Here is a 14,339-nt window from a genome sequence, read left to right on the forward strand (position 1 = left end):
CCGTGGGGCGTCAGTTCAGGGCGTGCATCGCGCCCTGGATCGTGGCCATGAGTTCCGGCCGATCTGCGCCGTCCTGCGCCTGAAGCGACAGGGCCAGAACGACGGAGGCGTAGAAGACGGCCAGGCCGGATGTGTCGGCGTCTGGGGGCAGTTGGCCCTCGCTGCGGCCTTTTTCGAGACGGATATGGATGCGCTGGATCATGGCGCGTCTTTCGGACGCCATGCGTTGGCGCAAAACATGGTCATGGGGTGAGTTCACCAGCCCCAGGGCGGCAAGACAGCCTGCCGCACGGGGGGCGCCCAGCGCGTTATCGGCGCTGGCGGCCAACATGGCGTGGATGGCGGCCCGGACATCGGGCGTGGCGTCCAGCGCGGTGATGCTGCGCGCCCCGATGGTCGAGAGGTAGAGGTCGAACGCCTCATGGAACAGGGCTTCTTTGGACTTGAAGGCTGCGTAGAAGCTGGGCGGATTGATGCCCATGGCCGCGGTCAGATCGCCGACTTGGGCGGCCTCGAACCCCTTTTCCCAGAAGATCTGCAACGCCTGCTGAAGCGCCTGGTCGCGGTCGAATTTTCGGGGTCTTCCACGCGGGGGCACGGGCCAGCCTTTCTATAATTCTTGCTACATAAATGCTTGACGCGAACAGCGCAAATGCAGATAGGTTTATGTACTGAGGTTTACAAAAATAGAGCCATGACCGACCCCATCCGACCCGCCGTTATCGAGTTCTTCCGCCGCACCGCTTGCGAAACCCCGCAGGACATCAGCGCCTTGTTCAGCGAGGACGTGGACTGGCATGTCGCCGGTGATGTCGACGCCGTCTCCTGGATCGGCCGCAAGACGGGGCGTAAAGGCGTCGCTGAATTCTATCAGGCGATCCGCGATCTGATCGTTTCAGAACGGTTCGAGGTCACGGAGATCCTGGTGCAGGGAAACCGGGCCATTGCCCTGGGCGACCTGGAATCCCGCGTGAAAAGCACCGGCAAGCTTATTGTGTCGGAGTTCGCCTTCGACCTGACCTTCCGTGACGGTCTGATCGTCCGGTTTCGCATGTTCGAAGACAGTTTCGCCGTGGCCCAGGCTGCTGTCTGACCCTTGGGCGGCTGGGCCGATAACCGACTGATCCTGTCGCCAAAATAAGATAGGTGAGAGACGGTCGCCTAATAGGGAAACAAGCCGAATGCCAGAACTGTCCAGCCTGATGACCTTCGCCCTGATCGCGCTGGGCATGGTCCTGACGCCGGGACCGAACATGGTCTATCTGATCTCCCGCTCGATCAGCCAGGGGCGCGTGGCGGGTCTGATCTCTCTGGGCGGGGTGGCGCTGGGGTTTGTCTTCTATCTGCTGTGCGCAGCCTTCGGGATCACGGCCTTTCTAATCGCTGTGCCATTCGCCCATGATGCGCTGCGGATCGCGGGGGCGGCCTATCTGTTCTATCTGGCATGGCAGGCGGTGAAGCCGGGCGGTCGTTCGCCGTTCGAGGTCCGCGAACTGCCCAAAGACAGCCCGCGCAGGCTGTTCATGATGGGTTTCATGACCAATCTGCTGAACCCCAAGATCGCCATCATGTATCTGTCGCTGCTGCCGCAGTTCATCACGCCGGGACATGGGAGCGTGCTGGCGCAGTCGCTGGTTCTGGGCATGACGCAGGTGGTGATCAGTCTCAGCGTCAACGCCGTGATCGCTGTTGCGGCGGGATCGATCGCCGTCTTCCTGACGCGTCGTCCCAGCTGGCTGTCCATTCAACGCTGGCTGATGGGCACGGTGCTGGGCGGGCTGGCGGTGTCGATGCTGGCCGAGGCGCGGCGCTAGGGCGTCTGCGCAGCCGCATATCGAACCGGCGACAGGCCGGTCAGGCGTTTGAACATGGTCGAGAAGGCGGCGGGACTGTCATAACCCAGGTCCAGGGCGACGGCGGTGATCGAACGCCCTTCGGCCAGCAGGGGCAGGGCGTTGACCAGGCAGGCCTGCTGCCGCCAGGCGCCGAAGCTCATGCCGGTCTCACGGCGAAACCGGCGTGTGAAGGATCGACGGTCCATCGCCATCCGCCGCGCCCAGTCGTCGATGGTGTCGTGCGGCGACGGGCGATCCAGAAACCTGTGGCACAGGGCGGCCAGTGCGGGGCTGACGGGGAAGGGGACGGACAGGGGCAGGCGCGGCGCGCGCTCCAACTCCGCCAGCAAAAGGGCCATCACCAGTTCATCGCGCCCGCCCGGCTCATAGTCGGCGACGATGTCGGAGGCGGCGATCAGCAGGCTGCGCAACAGGGCCGGGACGCCGATCACCAGGCTTTGACCGCCCAGGGCGCGGGCTGCGGCGTCGTCCAGCAGGACGCTGCGGGTTTCGACATTGCCCACCATGCGCACGGCGTGGGTTATGCCTGCCGGCGTCCAGACCGCGCGTTCGGGCGGGGCGACCCAGGCGCCATGGGCGGTGCTGACCACGATCACGCCGCTGGCGGCGTACAGCAACTGGCCGCGTCCATGACTGTGGGGCGCCAGTTCGAATGACGGCGGATAGCGGTTGCCGATGCCGACGACCGGCCGCGGCGTCTGATCATAGTCGTCAGGATTGATCCAGACTTCGGCCATGTCCCACTCGCGAAAGTGAATGTCCCGACATCGAATGCGGGCCAGGGGTCTGTGCGCTATCGCAGACGCCCGAACAAGGTTTGAGTTGATGACGACCGCCCACGCAGATCCTGCCCAGCCCTCGGTGGCGCAAACCACGGTGTTTCCCGTAATCGTGGCGGTCAGCGCCTGTCACCTGCTGAACGACATGATGCAGGCGCTGCTTCCGGCCATCTATCCCAACCTCAAGGCGTCGCTTGACCTGTCCTTCAGCCAGATCGGCCTGATCACCCTGGTGTATCAGATCACCGCCTCGATCCTGCAGCCTCTGGTCGGGGTCTATGCGGATCGACGCCCGACGCCGCTGGCCCTGCCGGGCGGGACGCTGTTCTCGCTGGCGGGCCTGGTCGTCCTGTCGGTCGCCCACACCTATCCGCTGCTGCTGGTCGGCGCGGCCCTGCTGGGCATGGGCTCGTCGGTCTTCCACCCGGAAGCCTCCCGCGTGGCGCGGATGGCGGCGGGGCGCCGCGCGGGGCTGGCGCAGTCCCTGTTCCAGGTCGGCGGCAATGCAGGCTCGGCCCTGGGGCCGTTGGCCGCCGCCATCGTCGTGGTCCGTTGGGGGCAGAGCAGCCTGGCCTTCTTCGCCCTTCTGGCCCTGCTGGCGGGGGCCATCCTGTGGCAGGTCAGCCTCTGGTACCGGGATCACGGCCTGGCCCGTCTGGTCGCCGGACGCAAACATCTGGAGGCGATTGAACTGCCCAAGGGCACGGCGCGGCGCGGCCTGGCCATTCTGCTGGCCATGATCTTTTCGAAATATGTCTATCTGGCCAGCATCACGAGCTACTTCACCTTCTACCTGATCCAGAAGTTCGGCGTGGATGTCGACACCGCCCAACTGCACCTGTTCGCCTTCCTGGGCGCCGTGGCGGCGGGGACGATGATCGGGGGGCCGATCGGCGATCGTTTCGGGCGCAAATATGTGATCTGGGCCTCGATCCTGGGCGTGCTGCCGTTCACGCTTCTGCTGCCGCACGTCAGCCTGTTCTGGACGGGACCGATCACGATCATCATCGGCCTGCTGCTGGCCTCGGCCTTCCCCGCCATCGTCGTCTTCGCCCAGGAGCTGGCGCCCGGAAAGATCGGCATGATCTCGGGCCTGTTCTTCGGATTTTCGTTCGGCATGGGCGGCATAGGCGCGGCGGTCCTGGGCTGGATGGCGGACCTGTACGGGGTGACGACCGTCTATGCGATCTGCAGCGTCCTGCCCGCCATCGGCCTGCTGGCCGCCTTCCTGCCGGACCTGAAGAAGGCGCGCGCCGGGGCGGAGGCGGGGGGCTGATCCTTGGCTTAACCGCGCAGCGGCACGGTGACGACGAAGGCGCTGCCGCCTAGGTCTGAGGGGCGAAGCTGGACCGAGCCGCCGTGAGCGTCTGCGGCGTAGCGGGCCATGGCCAGGCCCACGCCGCAGCCGCTGGCCTGGGTGGGGCCGCGCTTGAAGGGTTCGAAGATCGTCTCGGACAGGGCGGCGTCGATGCCCGGCCCGGAATCGGCGACGGTCAGGACCAGCCGATCATCGTTTTGCTGGAGCTGGACCTGGGCGGGGCCGGGCGTGGCGTGGACCAGCAGGTTCTGGACCAGGGCGACCACAGCCTGGCGGATGCGGGTTTCGTCTACGACCGCCGCGACCGGGGCGATGCGCCAGTCGACGACGAAGCCCGCCCGGCGCAGGGGCGGGTCCATCAGGCTTCTGATGTCGGACAGCAGACGGTCGACCGCGACCGGGTGGGCTTGCAGGCCGGGGTCTTCGGCGTCTTCCATCGCCGCCAGATCACCCATGACGCGGGTCAGGGTCTCGACCTGGCTGAGCGCCAGACTCAGCAGGCGATCGTCATTGGGATAGATGCCGTCCAGCCCGCCCTGCAGATGCCCGCGCAGGATCATCAGCGGGGTCCGCAGCTCATGCGAAATGGCGTCGCGCCACTGTTTGCGCTCCTTGGCCAGCCGGTCCAGCCGCACCGCCATCAGGTTGAAGTCCCGCGCAAGCTCCTGCACTTCGCCCAGGGTTTCATCAGGTTCGTCGACGCGGGCGGACAGGTCGTTCTCGGAGATGCGGCGGGCGGCGGCCGCGATGCGCCGCACCGGCGAGACGATCTGGCGCGCCAGGTGGTTGGCCGCCACGCTGCCCATCACCACCCCCAGGATGCAGAAGGACACGATGGCCACGTAGTCGCGCGTGTCCAGTAGTATGGGCTGCTTCAGGATGAAGACCTGAATGGCCAGAAAACCGGCGACCGTCAGGACGACACTGCAGACCGCGACCAGGGCCATGCGCAGGGCGAGCTTGCGCGACAGGCCGCTGTGGCAGGAGATCACGGCCGGTTCATCCGAAAGCCGACGCCGCGGATGCTGGCGATCAGTTCGCCCGCGCCGTTCTTCTTCAGCTTCTGGCGTAGATTGCTCATGTGGCTGTCGACCGTGCGGTCCAGAACCTCGTCGCCGTTCAGGCAGGCGTCGGCCAGGTCCGCGCGAGTGAAGACCCGCATCGGCTGGCGGGCCATGAACTCCAGCAGGCGGAACTCCGTCAGGGTCAGTTTCAGCGGGGCGGCGGCGCCATCGCGGACGATGGACGCCTCATAGGCCTCGGGGTCGATCTCCAGCGGGCCGTGGCGCAGCACCCGATCATTCCCCCATTTGCCGTGCCGACGGATCACCGCCTGGGCGCGGGCCACCAGCTCCAGCGGGTTGAACGGTTTGACCACATAGTCGTCGGCCCCCATCCGCAAGGCCTGCAGCTTGTCCAGATCCTGATCCAGGGCTGTCATCATGATGACCGGCGTGTCACCGCGTCGGCGCAGCTCGGCCAGTACCGACCAGCCGTCGATGCGCGGCATCATGACGTCCAGCAGGACGACGTCCGGCTTCAGCGCGGCATGCAGGTCCAGCGTTGTCACGCCGTCGCCGGCGCGGCTGGTGCGAAAGCCTTCGCGAATGAAATACCGGTCGAGGACGTCGGCGATCTGGTCTTCGTCCTCGGCGATCAGGGCCAAGGGGGTCATGGCCTCTGTCCTACAGCCGACGCCAGGGGGGCGCCACCGCAAGGCGGTCGTCTGGATGAAATCTCCAAGAAGTCTCCAACAAGGCCGGATGTTTTGGTGCGACAGGCCCCGCTCCCGTGCCTCCCCGCACGCCGAAATTCTCCAGGTGATGCTCATGTATCGAACCACCCGCGCCGCGCTGCTGGCGGCGTCAGCCGCTCTCGCGCTGGCTTCATGCAGCGGCGCCGACAAGGCTCCGCCTCCGGCCCCGCCCGAAGTCAGCGTCGCCCCCGTCACAGTCGGCCTGGTCCAGTTGAGCGACACCCTGCCGGGGCGGGTCGTCGCGGTCCGCGTCGCTGAAATCCGCCCGCAGGTCAGCGGCATCATCCAGCGTCGGATGTTTACTGAAGGCGCGACAGTGCGTGCGGGCCAGGCGCTGTACCAGATCAATCCGGCCCCGTTCCGCGCCGAGGTCGAAAGCGCGCAGGCCGCCCTGCAACGCGCACAGGCGACCCTGAACCAGGCCCAGGTCCAGCGTGACCGCCTGAAGGGGCTGATCGATGTCGATGCGGTCAGCCGCAAGACCTTCGACGACGCCGAGGCTGCATTCGCACAGGCGGCGGCGGAGGTCGGCGTGGCGCGGGCTAACCTGTCGCGCCGCAATCTGGACCTGTCGTTCGCCACCATCACCGCCCCGATCAGCGGCCGCATCGGCGCCTCGTCGATCACCGAGGGGGCCTTGGTCAGCGCGGCGGGCGGCGAGCCTCTGGCCGCCGTGCACCAGCTGGATCAGGTCTATGTCGACGTCAATCAGCCCGCCGCGCGTCTGGAGGCGCTGCGCGGTTTGGGGCAGGGCTCCAGCACGGTCGAGCTGCTGGACGGCGACGGCAAGCCGCTGGGTCTGACGGGGCGTCTTTTGTTCTCGGAAGCGGTGGTCGATCCCGGCACCGGCGACCTGCGCGCGCGGGTGCTGGTGGACAATACAGACGGGCGTCTGCTGCCCGGCATGTTCGTCCGCGTCCGCCTGCCGCGCGGACCGGAGCAGACCCTGACGCGGGTGCCGCAGCAGGCGGTGGTCCGCACCCAGGGCGGCGCTCAGGTTCTGGTCGTCAAGGCGGACGGCAAGGTCGAGGCGCGCACAGTCCGCATCGGCGAGGTGGTCGACAATCAGTATGTCGTCGAGGACGGACTGCGCGAGGGAGAGCGCGTGGTCGTCGAGGGGCGTGACCGCGCCCGACCCGATGAAACGGTCAAGACCAAGCCCTGGCGCGCCGCAGCGACGCCCGCCCCAGCCGCCGCAGCCTGAGGTCGAGCCGCCCCATGCCCCAGTTTTTCATCGAGAGGCCCGTGTTCGCATGGGTGCTCTCCATCTTCATCATCCTGCTCGGCCTGTTGGCGATTCCCAATCTGGCCGTTGAGCGGTTTCCGTCGGTTGCGCCGCCCACCGTCACCATCTACGCCAACTATCCCGGCGCCTCGACCCAGTCGCTGACCGACAGCGTGGTCGGGCCGATCGAGCGGGAGCTGTCCAGCGTCAAGAACCTGCTCTATTTCGAAAGCGCGACGGACACCTCGGGCATCGCCCAGATCACCGCCACCTTCAAGCCGGGCACCGACCCGGACCTGGCCCAGGTGGACGTGCAGAACCGCCTGAAGGCGGTCGAGCCGCGCCTGCCGCAGATGGTGCGCCAGAGCGGCCTCTATGTCGAAGCCGCCTCGTCAGGCTTCCTGATGATGGTCGCCGTCAGCGCGGACGGCGGGCGCTACAACGCCCAGGAGCTGGGCGACTACATGTCGCGCAACATGATCGAGGAGCTGAAGCGGGTCGAAGGCGTCGGCCGGGTTCAGAACTTCTCGTCCGAGCGGGCCATGCGCGTCTGGATCGATCCGCAGAAGCTGGCCAGCTACGACATCACGGTCAATGACGTCGCCGCCGCCATCCAGACCCAGAACGCCCAGATCGCGCCGGGTCGTCTGGGCGGGATGCCGCAGATCGAAGGCCAGAGCGTCACCGTGCCGATGACGGCCGACGGCCAGCTGACGACGCCGGACCAGTTCGCCGCCATCGTGCTGCGCTCGAACCTGGACGGCTCCAGCCTGACCATCGGCGACGTGGCCCGCGTTGAGCTGGGCGCCCAGTTCTATGACTTCTCGGCGTTCGAGAACGGCCGTCCCATCGCGGTGGCCGCTGTCCAGCTGGCGCCCGGCGGCAACGCCGTGGCTACGGCCAAGGCCCTGCACCAGCGTCTGAAGGAGCTGGAGCCGGCCCTGCCTGACGGCATGGCGGTCTCGGTGCCGTTCGACACCGCGCCCTTCGTCGAAATCTCGATCGAGAAGGTGGTCCACACCCTGGTCGAGGCCATGGTGCTGGTCTTCCTGGTGATGTTCCTGTTCCTGCAGAACGTCCGCTACACCCTGATCCCGTCCATCGTCGCGCCCATCGCCCTGATGGGGACCCTGGCGGTGATGATGGCGACGGGCTTCTCGATCAACGTCCTGACCATGTTCGGCATGGTTCTGGCCATCGGCATCATCGTCGATGACGCCATCGTGGTGGTCGAGAACGTCGAGCGGATCATGGCCACCGAGGGCCTGTCGCCCAAGGAAGCCACCAAGAAGGCGATGAAGGAGATCACCGGCGCCGTCATCGGCATCACCCTGGTGTTGTCGGCGGTCTTTATTCCGATGGCCTTCGCCTCGGGTTCGGTCGGCGAAATCTATCGCCAGTTCAGCGTTTCGATGGCGGTCTCCATCCTGTTTTCGGCGCTTCTGGCCCTGTCGCTGACGCCCGCCCTGTGCGCCACCCTGCTGAAGCCCGTCGATCCCGGTCATCACGAGAAGAAAGGCTTCTTCGGCTGGTTCAACCGCGGCATGGACCGCCTGACGGGCCGCTACACCGGCTGGGTCGGCACGGCCATCCGGCGCGGCGGTCGGATGATGGCGGTCTTTGCTGTCATGGTTCTGGCGCTGGGCTTCACCTTCGTGCGCCTGCCGTCCGCCTTCCTGCCGGATGAGGATCAGGGCGCCTTCATCACCATGTTCACCCTGCCTGCCGAGGCGACGGCGGAGCGCACCATCGGGGTGATCCGCGAGTTCGAGAACGCCGTGCGCAGCCGCGACGGGGTGGAGAGCGTGATCTCCATCCAGGGCTTCGGCTTCAACGGCTCAGGCCCCAACACCGGCATCGCCTTCACCAACATGGTCGACTGGAAAGACCGTCACGGTGCGAGCGCGCAGGAAGAGATCATGGCGGCCAACGCCGCCATGGCCAATGTCTCGGACGGCATGGTCATGTCGCTGAACCCGCCGGCCATTCCGGAGCTGGGCACCAGCGCGGGCTTCACCATGCGTCTGCAGGATCTGAGGAACCAGGGTCAGGGCGCGCTTCAGGCGGCGCAGAACCAGCTGCTTCAGCTGGCCGCCGAGAGCAAGGTCGTCGCGGGCGTCTATCCCGAGAGCCTGCCGCCCGGATCCAGCATCCGGCTTGAGATCGACCGCGAGAAGGCGGCCGCGCAGGGCGTGTCGTTCGATGCGATCCGCAGCACCATCTCGGCCGCCATGGGCTCCACCTATGTCAACGACTTCCCCAACCACGGACGTCTGCAGCAGGTGATCATCCAGGCCGAGGCCTCGCACCGGATGCAGATCGGCGACGTCATGGCCCTGTATGTGCGCAGCACGTCCGGCGGCATGGCGCCCCTGTCCAACTTCGTGCGGCCGATCTGGGAGGACGCCCCGGTCCAGCAGGTCCGCTACAACGGCTATCCGTCGATCCGCATCTCCGGCAGCGCCTCGCCCGGCGTGTCCAGCGGCGAGGCCATGGCCGAGATGGAGCGGCTGGTGAAACAGCTGCCGGACGGTTTCGCCGTGGCCTGGACCAGCACCTCGCTGCAGGAGAAGCAGACCGGCGATCAGGCCACCATGCTGCTGATCCTGTCGATGCTGGTCGTCTTCCTGGTGCTGGCCGCCCTGTACGAGAGCTGGAGCATCCCGCTGTCGGTCATGCTGGTGGTGCCGCTGGGCCTGATCGGCGCGGTGGCGGCGGTGATGATCCGCGGCCTGCCCAACGACGTCTTCTTCAAGGTGGGGATGATCACCATCATCGGCCTGTCCTCGAAGAACGCCATCCTGATCGTCGAGTTCGCCAAGATGCTGCGCGAACAGGGGATGGGGCTGGTCGAGGCGGCGATCGAGGCGGCGCGCCTGCGTCTGCGCCCGATCATCATGACCTCGCTGGCCTTCACCCTGGGCGTCACGCCCCTGATGCTGGCCTCGGGCGCAAGCTCGGCGACCCAGCAGGCGATCGGCACCGGCGTCTTCGGCGGCATGATCACGGGCACCCTGTTCGCGATCATCTTCGTGCCGGTCTTCTTCGTGGTCGTGGTCGGCGGGATCGAGTTCCTGCAACGCCGCGCCGCCGCGCTGAACCTGCGCCTGCCCAACTTCTCGCGGAAGGTCTGACCATGCGTCGTTTCCTCACCCTGTCGGCGGCGGCGGCCCTTCTCGCCGCCTGCCAGACCATCCCGACCGTCGATCCGGCGGTTCAGGTGGTCGCCGACCAATACCCGGTCGAAAGCGTTTCTGACGCCCAGACGGCGGCGGATCTGGATTGGCGCGGGGTCTTCGTCGATCCCCGCCTGCAGCAACTGGTCGAGATCGCCCTCAGCGACAGTCGCCCCCTGCGGCTGGCCCTGCTGGAGGCGGATGCGGCGCAGGCCCAGCTGCGGATGCAGCGCGCCAGCTTCTGGCCGCAGATCGGGGCTTCTGGGTCCTACACCCGCGCTCGATCCGGTCTAGGCGATGGGGTGCAGAGCCAGGCCCAGGCGGGTCTGGGCCTCAGCACCTTTGAGCTAGATCTGTTCGGTCGGCTGCGCGCCCAGTCCGAGGCCGCCTTCCAGTCCTATCTGGCGGCGGGCGAGGGGGCGCAGGCGGCGCGGATCACCCTCAGCGCCACCGTCGCGGACGCCTATGTCGCCACCCTGGCGGCGCGCGAGCGGGTGCGTCTGACCGAGGCGACATTGACGGACTGGCAGGCGTCCGAACGCCTGACCCGGCAACTGTACGACGCCGGTCAGGCCGACGGCTCCGAGGTCGCCTCGTCCGAGGCCCAGGTGCGTTCGGCAGAGGCGGACCTGCAGGCGGCGCGGCGCGACGCCGCCGTCGCCGAAAACGCTCTGGTTCTGGTGGTCGGACGGCCCTTGGCGGCGGATCAACTGGGAACGGCGACGTTCGAGACCAGTCCGGTGCTGACGCGTCTGCCGGTCGGCCTGCCGTCCGATCTGCTGACCCGACGTCCTGACATCCGTCAGGCCGAGCGGTCGCTGTTCGCTGCCCGCGCCGACATCCGTGCGGCGCGGCGGGCCTTTCTGCCCAGCATCGCCCTGACGGGTCAGTACGGCTATGCCAGCTCCGACCTCGACAGCCTGTTCGACGGACCGGAGGTCTGGTCGTTCACGCCCCAGATCAGCGTGCCGATCTTCCAGGGGGGGCGGCTGCAGGCCCAGCTGGACCTGTCGGTCATTCGTCAGAACGTCGCCGTGGCGGGCTATGAGTGGGCCATCCAGCGGGCCTTTGCCGAGGTGTCCGATGGTCTGGCCGCGCGCGAAACCTATGACCGTCAGATCACGGCCCAACGCCAGGCGGTCGAGGCGGCGTCGCGGCGTGTGACCCTGGCCGAGGCCCGTTACCGCGCCGGCGCCACCAGCCGTCTGGAGCTGCTGGACGCCCAGCGTCAGCTGTATGGCGGTCAGTTGGCCCTGCTGGGCGCGCAGGCGGCGCAGTCGTCGGCAAGCATCGCCCTCTATCGCGCGCTGGGCGGCGGGCCTAAGGTCGATGGCGACGGAGGGTGACGCCGCCATGAGCAGAACGGGACGGCCGCTGGGGACGGGCAGGGGATGCGACTGTCTGTCGACGCCCGAACGCATCCTGGCCACGGCGGCCGACCTGTTCGACGCGCTGGGCTATCATGAAGCCAACCTGCGGCGGATCGCCAGCCGGGCGGGCGTGGATCACGCCCTGATCGTCCGATATTTCACGGGAAAGGCCCAGCTTTTCGTCCGCTGCGTGGAGACGGCCCTGGACGAGGTCGAGGACTGGACGCCGGGCGAGCAGTCGCCCGCCCATCAGAAGGCGGCGCGTCTGGTCCTGGCCGCCGCCTATGCGCCGATCGAGGTCAAGCGCGCCGTCAGTCGGGCGATGGCGCAAAAGGCCGCCATGGACCGGAATGCGCCTCTGGACGTGCGTCTGGGAGCGGTGGTCTGCGCCGAACTGGCCCAGACCCTGCTGCTGGCCGCCCATCTCGACGATCCCGAGTTCAGGCAGATGGCGCGGCGCATGTACGCCGATCTGGACGCGCCCGCGCTGGTTTCGAACCGCTAGCGGGCGCCGCCTTCATCTCACATCGTGGTCCAGCCGCTGTCGCACGGCAGGATCACGCCGTTGATGTTGGGCGAGTCGTCCGACAGCAGCCACAGGATGGAATGGACGATGACGTCCGGCTCGACCGAGGCCGGGGCTGTCTGCAGGATCGGCGCAGTCTTGGCCTTGGCGTAGTCGGAGTGGAAGACCGTATCCATGCCGGTCAGGACGCCGCCGGGCGCCACGACATTGGAGCGGATTCCTTCGGTTCCATAGTAGAAGGCGATGGACTTGGCGAAGCCGTTCAGCCCGTGTTTGGAGCTGGTGTAGGCGGCGCCCGACAGCGAGGCGCGGAAGCTGGCTTCCGACGAGACGAAGACGAAGGCCCCGCGTCCTCTGGCCAGCATCTGCGGCAGGACCGCGCGCGACAGACGCATGGGCGCCGTCAGGTTCAGGTCGAACACCCGCTGCCATGTGGCGTCGTCGATCTCCGCCGGGGGACGCCAGCCGTCCGAGATCCCGGCGATATTCGCCACGCCGTCGATCCGGTCGCCGCCCGCCGCGACGATGGCGTCGATGAAGTCGGTCTGGGTCAGGTCGCCGACGACGGGGACGATCTCTCCGCCTGCGGCCTCATCGGCCAGAGACGCCAGATTGGCGGCGGACAGGTCGGCGGCGATGACCCGGGCGCCCTCGCTGGCCAGGCGCAGGGCCGTGGCCCGCCCTATGCCGGCCCCTGCGCCGGTGACGATGATGGTCTGGTCGGTGAAACGGGCAGGGGACTGGGGCATGGGGGCAGGCCTTTCAGATGAGATGAGCGATTGGACGGCGCGGCGTCAGAGGGTCTTGGCCGCCCGCGCGACCTCGTCCCAGGCCTCCCAGGTCTGGATGCGGTCGGCATAGACCGTCTTCACCAGAGGCAGCAGGTCGCCCAGGATCAGGCGCAGCGGCGGCGCGTCGGAATCGACCAGCTTCAGGATGGCCGGAACCGTGGCGCGGGGATCGCCCAGCTGGTCGGCGGTGATCTGGCGGGCCAGATCCTCACGCACCGGATCATAGGCGGCGATGGGTTCGGCGTTCCTGATGTTGGTTCCTTCCAGGAAGTCGGTGGCGTAACCGCCCGGCTCGATCAGGGTCGCCTTGACGCCAAAGCGCGCGACCTCGGCGGCCAGGGCTTCGACCAGACCCTCGACGGCGAACTTGGCGGCCTCATAGACGCCAGCGGTGGGCAGGGCGACGACCCCCGCCACGCTGGACAGCTGCAGGATATGGCCGAAGCCCTGGGCCCGCAGGTGCGGCAGAACGGCCTGAATGACCCACAGCGAGCCGAAGACATTGGTCTCGAAGGTGGCGCGCGCATCGTCCGGGCTGACTTCCTCGACGGCGCCCATGCAGCCGAAACCGGCGTTGTTCAGCACCACGTCGATGCGTCCGAAATGGCCGACGACATCCGACACGGCTTGGATGACGCCGTCCCGGTCGGTGACGTCGATCTTGACGACATAAAGGCTGTCGCCGTGCTTCTGCGCCAGATCATCCAACGCCGAGGGGGTGCGGACGGCGGCGGCGACCTTGTCGCCACGGGCCAGGGCCGCTTCGGTCCAGATGCGGCCGAAGCCGCGGCTGGCGCCGGTGATGAACCAGATTTTGGAGTCTGCCATTTTCGAGCTCTCTAGAGTGAGTTCGGCAAATGACATTTGTTGTCAGATTGTCAATGATGCGGTTTGACATTTTTTCGCGGTATGTCAGATCGGCCCCATGGCAGATGAGGCGGAACCGGTATCGGACCGGCGGACGATGGTGGTTTCGGCGGCGCGGGACGTGTTCCTGCGCTACGGCTATGGGCGCACCACGATGGGCGACATCGCCCAGGCGGCGGGCCTGACGCGGCCGACCCTGTATCTGAGCTTTCGCGACAAGGAGAGCATCTTCCACGCCGTCATCCGCGCCATGGTCGCCGACCGGATCGCCGAAATCCGTCTCGGCGTGGCGGAGCGCGAGACCTTGCAGGACAGGCTGGTGTTCGCCTGCGAAACCTGGGTTCTGGGCGCCTATGAACTGGTGCGCGACTATCCCGACGCCCAGGACCTGTTCGACCTGAAAGTCCTGCCCGTCCGCGAAAGCCACGAGGCGTTCGAGGCCCTGATCGCCGACATCATCCGCCAACCCCTGGCCGACAGTCGCCTAGACATCTCCGAACACCTCTTCGCCGCCGTGATCTCGAACGCGGTGAAAGGCTTCAAGGACATGGCGCTGGACAACGCCGCCCTTTGCGATCAGGTCAGAGCGCTGGCCGCGGTGACAGCGGCTGGATTGCACCCAACTAGCCGCTTTTGAGACGCCGAGGCGTCTAACGCCAGACTAACCCAATGCTC

14 protein-coding genes are annotated in these 14,339 nt (G+C 67.1%); 8 read left to right on the forward strand and 6 right to left on the reverse strand.

Annotation, left to right across the window (positions count from 1 at the left end):
• Positions 1–10 precede the first annotated feature (10 nt).
• Positions 11–598 (reverse strand): TetR/AcrR family transcriptional regulator, encoded by a 588-nt coding sequence (locus JKF87_RS06590; RefSeq protein ID WP_201098551.1) that lies wholly within the window; start codon positions 596–598, stop codon positions 11–13.
• A gap of 96 nt (positions 599–694) precedes the next feature.
• On the opposite strand from JKF87_RS06590, the gene JKF87_RS06595 reads away from it, so the two are divergent.
• Together JKF87_RS06595 and JKF87_RS06600 are read left to right on the forward strand one after the other, a co-directional pair.
• A complete protein-coding gene (locus tag JKF87_RS06595) occupies positions 695–1,093 on the forward strand; it encodes a nuclear transport factor 2 family protein (RefSeq protein WP_201098553.1) in 399 nt (132 codons plus the stop codon).
• 88 nt (positions 1,094–1,181) lie between these two features.
• Positions 1,182–1,814: a LysE family translocator gene (locus tag JKF87_RS06600; RefSeq protein ID WP_201098555.1), complete on the forward strand. Its 633-nt coding sequence runs from the start codon at positions 1,182–1,184 to the stop codon at positions 1,812–1,814.
• Here the strand turns inward: JKF87_RS06600 and JKF87_RS06605 are convergent.
• Positions 1,811–2,593, reverse strand: a complete 783-nt coding sequence (locus JKF87_RS06605) for an AraC family transcriptional regulator (protein ID WP_236261170.1) — start codon at positions 2,591–2,593, stop codon at positions 1,811–1,813. The genes JKF87_RS06600 and JKF87_RS06605 overlap by 4 nt on opposite strands.
• Positions 2,594–2,681: 88 nt before the next feature.
• On the opposite strand from JKF87_RS06605, the gene JKF87_RS06610 reads away from it, so the two are divergent.
• Positions 2,682–3,911, forward strand: a complete 1,230-nt coding sequence (locus JKF87_RS06610; RefSeq protein WP_201098557.1) for an MFS transporter — start codon at positions 2,682–2,684, stop codon at positions 3,909–3,911.
• An 8-nt stretch (positions 3,912–3,919) separates the two neighbouring features.
• Here JKF87_RS06610 and JKF87_RS06615 read toward each other — a convergent pair whose 3' ends face one another.
• Together JKF87_RS06615 and JKF87_RS06620 are read right to left on the reverse strand one after the other, a co-directional pair.
• A complete protein-coding gene (locus JKF87_RS06615) occupies positions 3,920–4,945 on the reverse strand; it encodes a sensor histidine kinase (RefSeq protein ID WP_201098559.1) in 1,026 nt (341 codons plus the stop codon).
• Positions 4,942–5,628 (reverse strand): response regulator transcription factor, encoded by a 687-nt coding sequence (locus JKF87_RS06620; protein ID WP_201098561.1) that lies wholly within the window; start codon positions 5,626–5,628, stop codon positions 4,942–4,944. Before JKF87_RS06620 ends, JKF87_RS06615 begins: the two co-directional genes overlap by 4 nt.
• Positions 5,629–5,782: 154 nt before the next feature.
• Here JKF87_RS06620 and JKF87_RS06625 point away from each other — a divergent pair, with 154 nt between their 5' ends.
• Genes JKF87_RS06625 through JKF87_RS06640 form a run of 4 tightly spaced genes read left to right on the forward strand, consistent with a single transcriptional unit; the run spans position 5,783 to position 11,985 of the window.
• Complete coding sequence (locus JKF87_RS06625; protein ID WP_201098563.1) at positions 5,783–6,913, forward strand: efflux RND transporter periplasmic adaptor subunit; 1,131 nt, start codon at positions 5,783–5,785, stop codon at positions 6,911–6,913.
• Between the two features lie 14 nt (positions 6,914–6,927).
• Positions 6,928–10,068, forward strand: a complete 3,141-nt coding sequence (locus JKF87_RS06630; protein ID WP_201098565.1) for a multidrug efflux RND transporter permease subunit — start codon at positions 6,928–6,930, stop codon at positions 10,066–10,068.
• Between the two features lie 2 nt (positions 10,069–10,070).
• Positions 10,071–11,456 carry an efflux transporter outer membrane subunit gene (locus JKF87_RS06635; protein ID WP_201098567.1) on the forward strand — a complete coding sequence of 462 codons (1,386 nt, stop codon included), beginning with the start codon at positions 10,071–10,073 and terminating at the stop codon, positions 11,454–11,456.
• Positions 11,457–11,463: 7 nt separating this feature from the next.
• Entirely contained in the window at positions 11,464–11,985 is a 522-nt protein-coding gene (locus JKF87_RS06640) for a TetR/AcrR family transcriptional regulator (protein ID WP_201098569.1), read from the forward strand.
• A 17-nt stretch (positions 11,986–12,002) separates the two neighbouring features.
• Here JKF87_RS06640 and JKF87_RS06645 read toward each other — a convergent pair whose 3' ends face one another.
• Together JKF87_RS06645 and JKF87_RS06650 are read right to left on the reverse strand one after the other, a co-directional pair.
• Positions 12,003–12,755, reverse strand: a complete 753-nt coding sequence (locus JKF87_RS06645) for an SDR family NAD(P)-dependent oxidoreductase (protein WP_201098571.1) — start codon at positions 12,753–12,755, stop codon at positions 12,003–12,005.
• Positions 12,756–12,800: 45 nt separating this feature from the next.
• Positions 12,801–13,625, reverse strand: a complete 825-nt coding sequence (locus JKF87_RS06650) for an SDR family NAD(P)-dependent oxidoreductase (RefSeq protein ID WP_201098573.1) — start codon at positions 13,623–13,625, stop codon at positions 12,801–12,803.
• Positions 13,626–13,722: 97 nt separating this feature from the next.
• Between JKF87_RS06650 and JKF87_RS06655 the strand changes: the two genes are divergently transcribed.
• Positions 13,723–14,301 carry a TetR/AcrR family transcriptional regulator gene (locus JKF87_RS06655; protein ID WP_201098575.1) on the forward strand — a complete coding sequence of 193 codons (579 nt, stop codon included), beginning with the start codon at positions 13,723–13,725 and terminating at the stop codon, positions 14,299–14,301.
• The last annotated feature ends 38 nt before the right edge of the window (positions 14,302–14,339 follow it).

It is taken from the genome of Brevundimonas nasdae, assembly GCF_016654005.1.
In the GTDB taxonomy this organism is placed as follows: Bacteria; Pseudomonadota; Alphaproteobacteria; order Caulobacterales; family Caulobacteraceae; genus Brevundimonas; species Brevundimonas nasdae.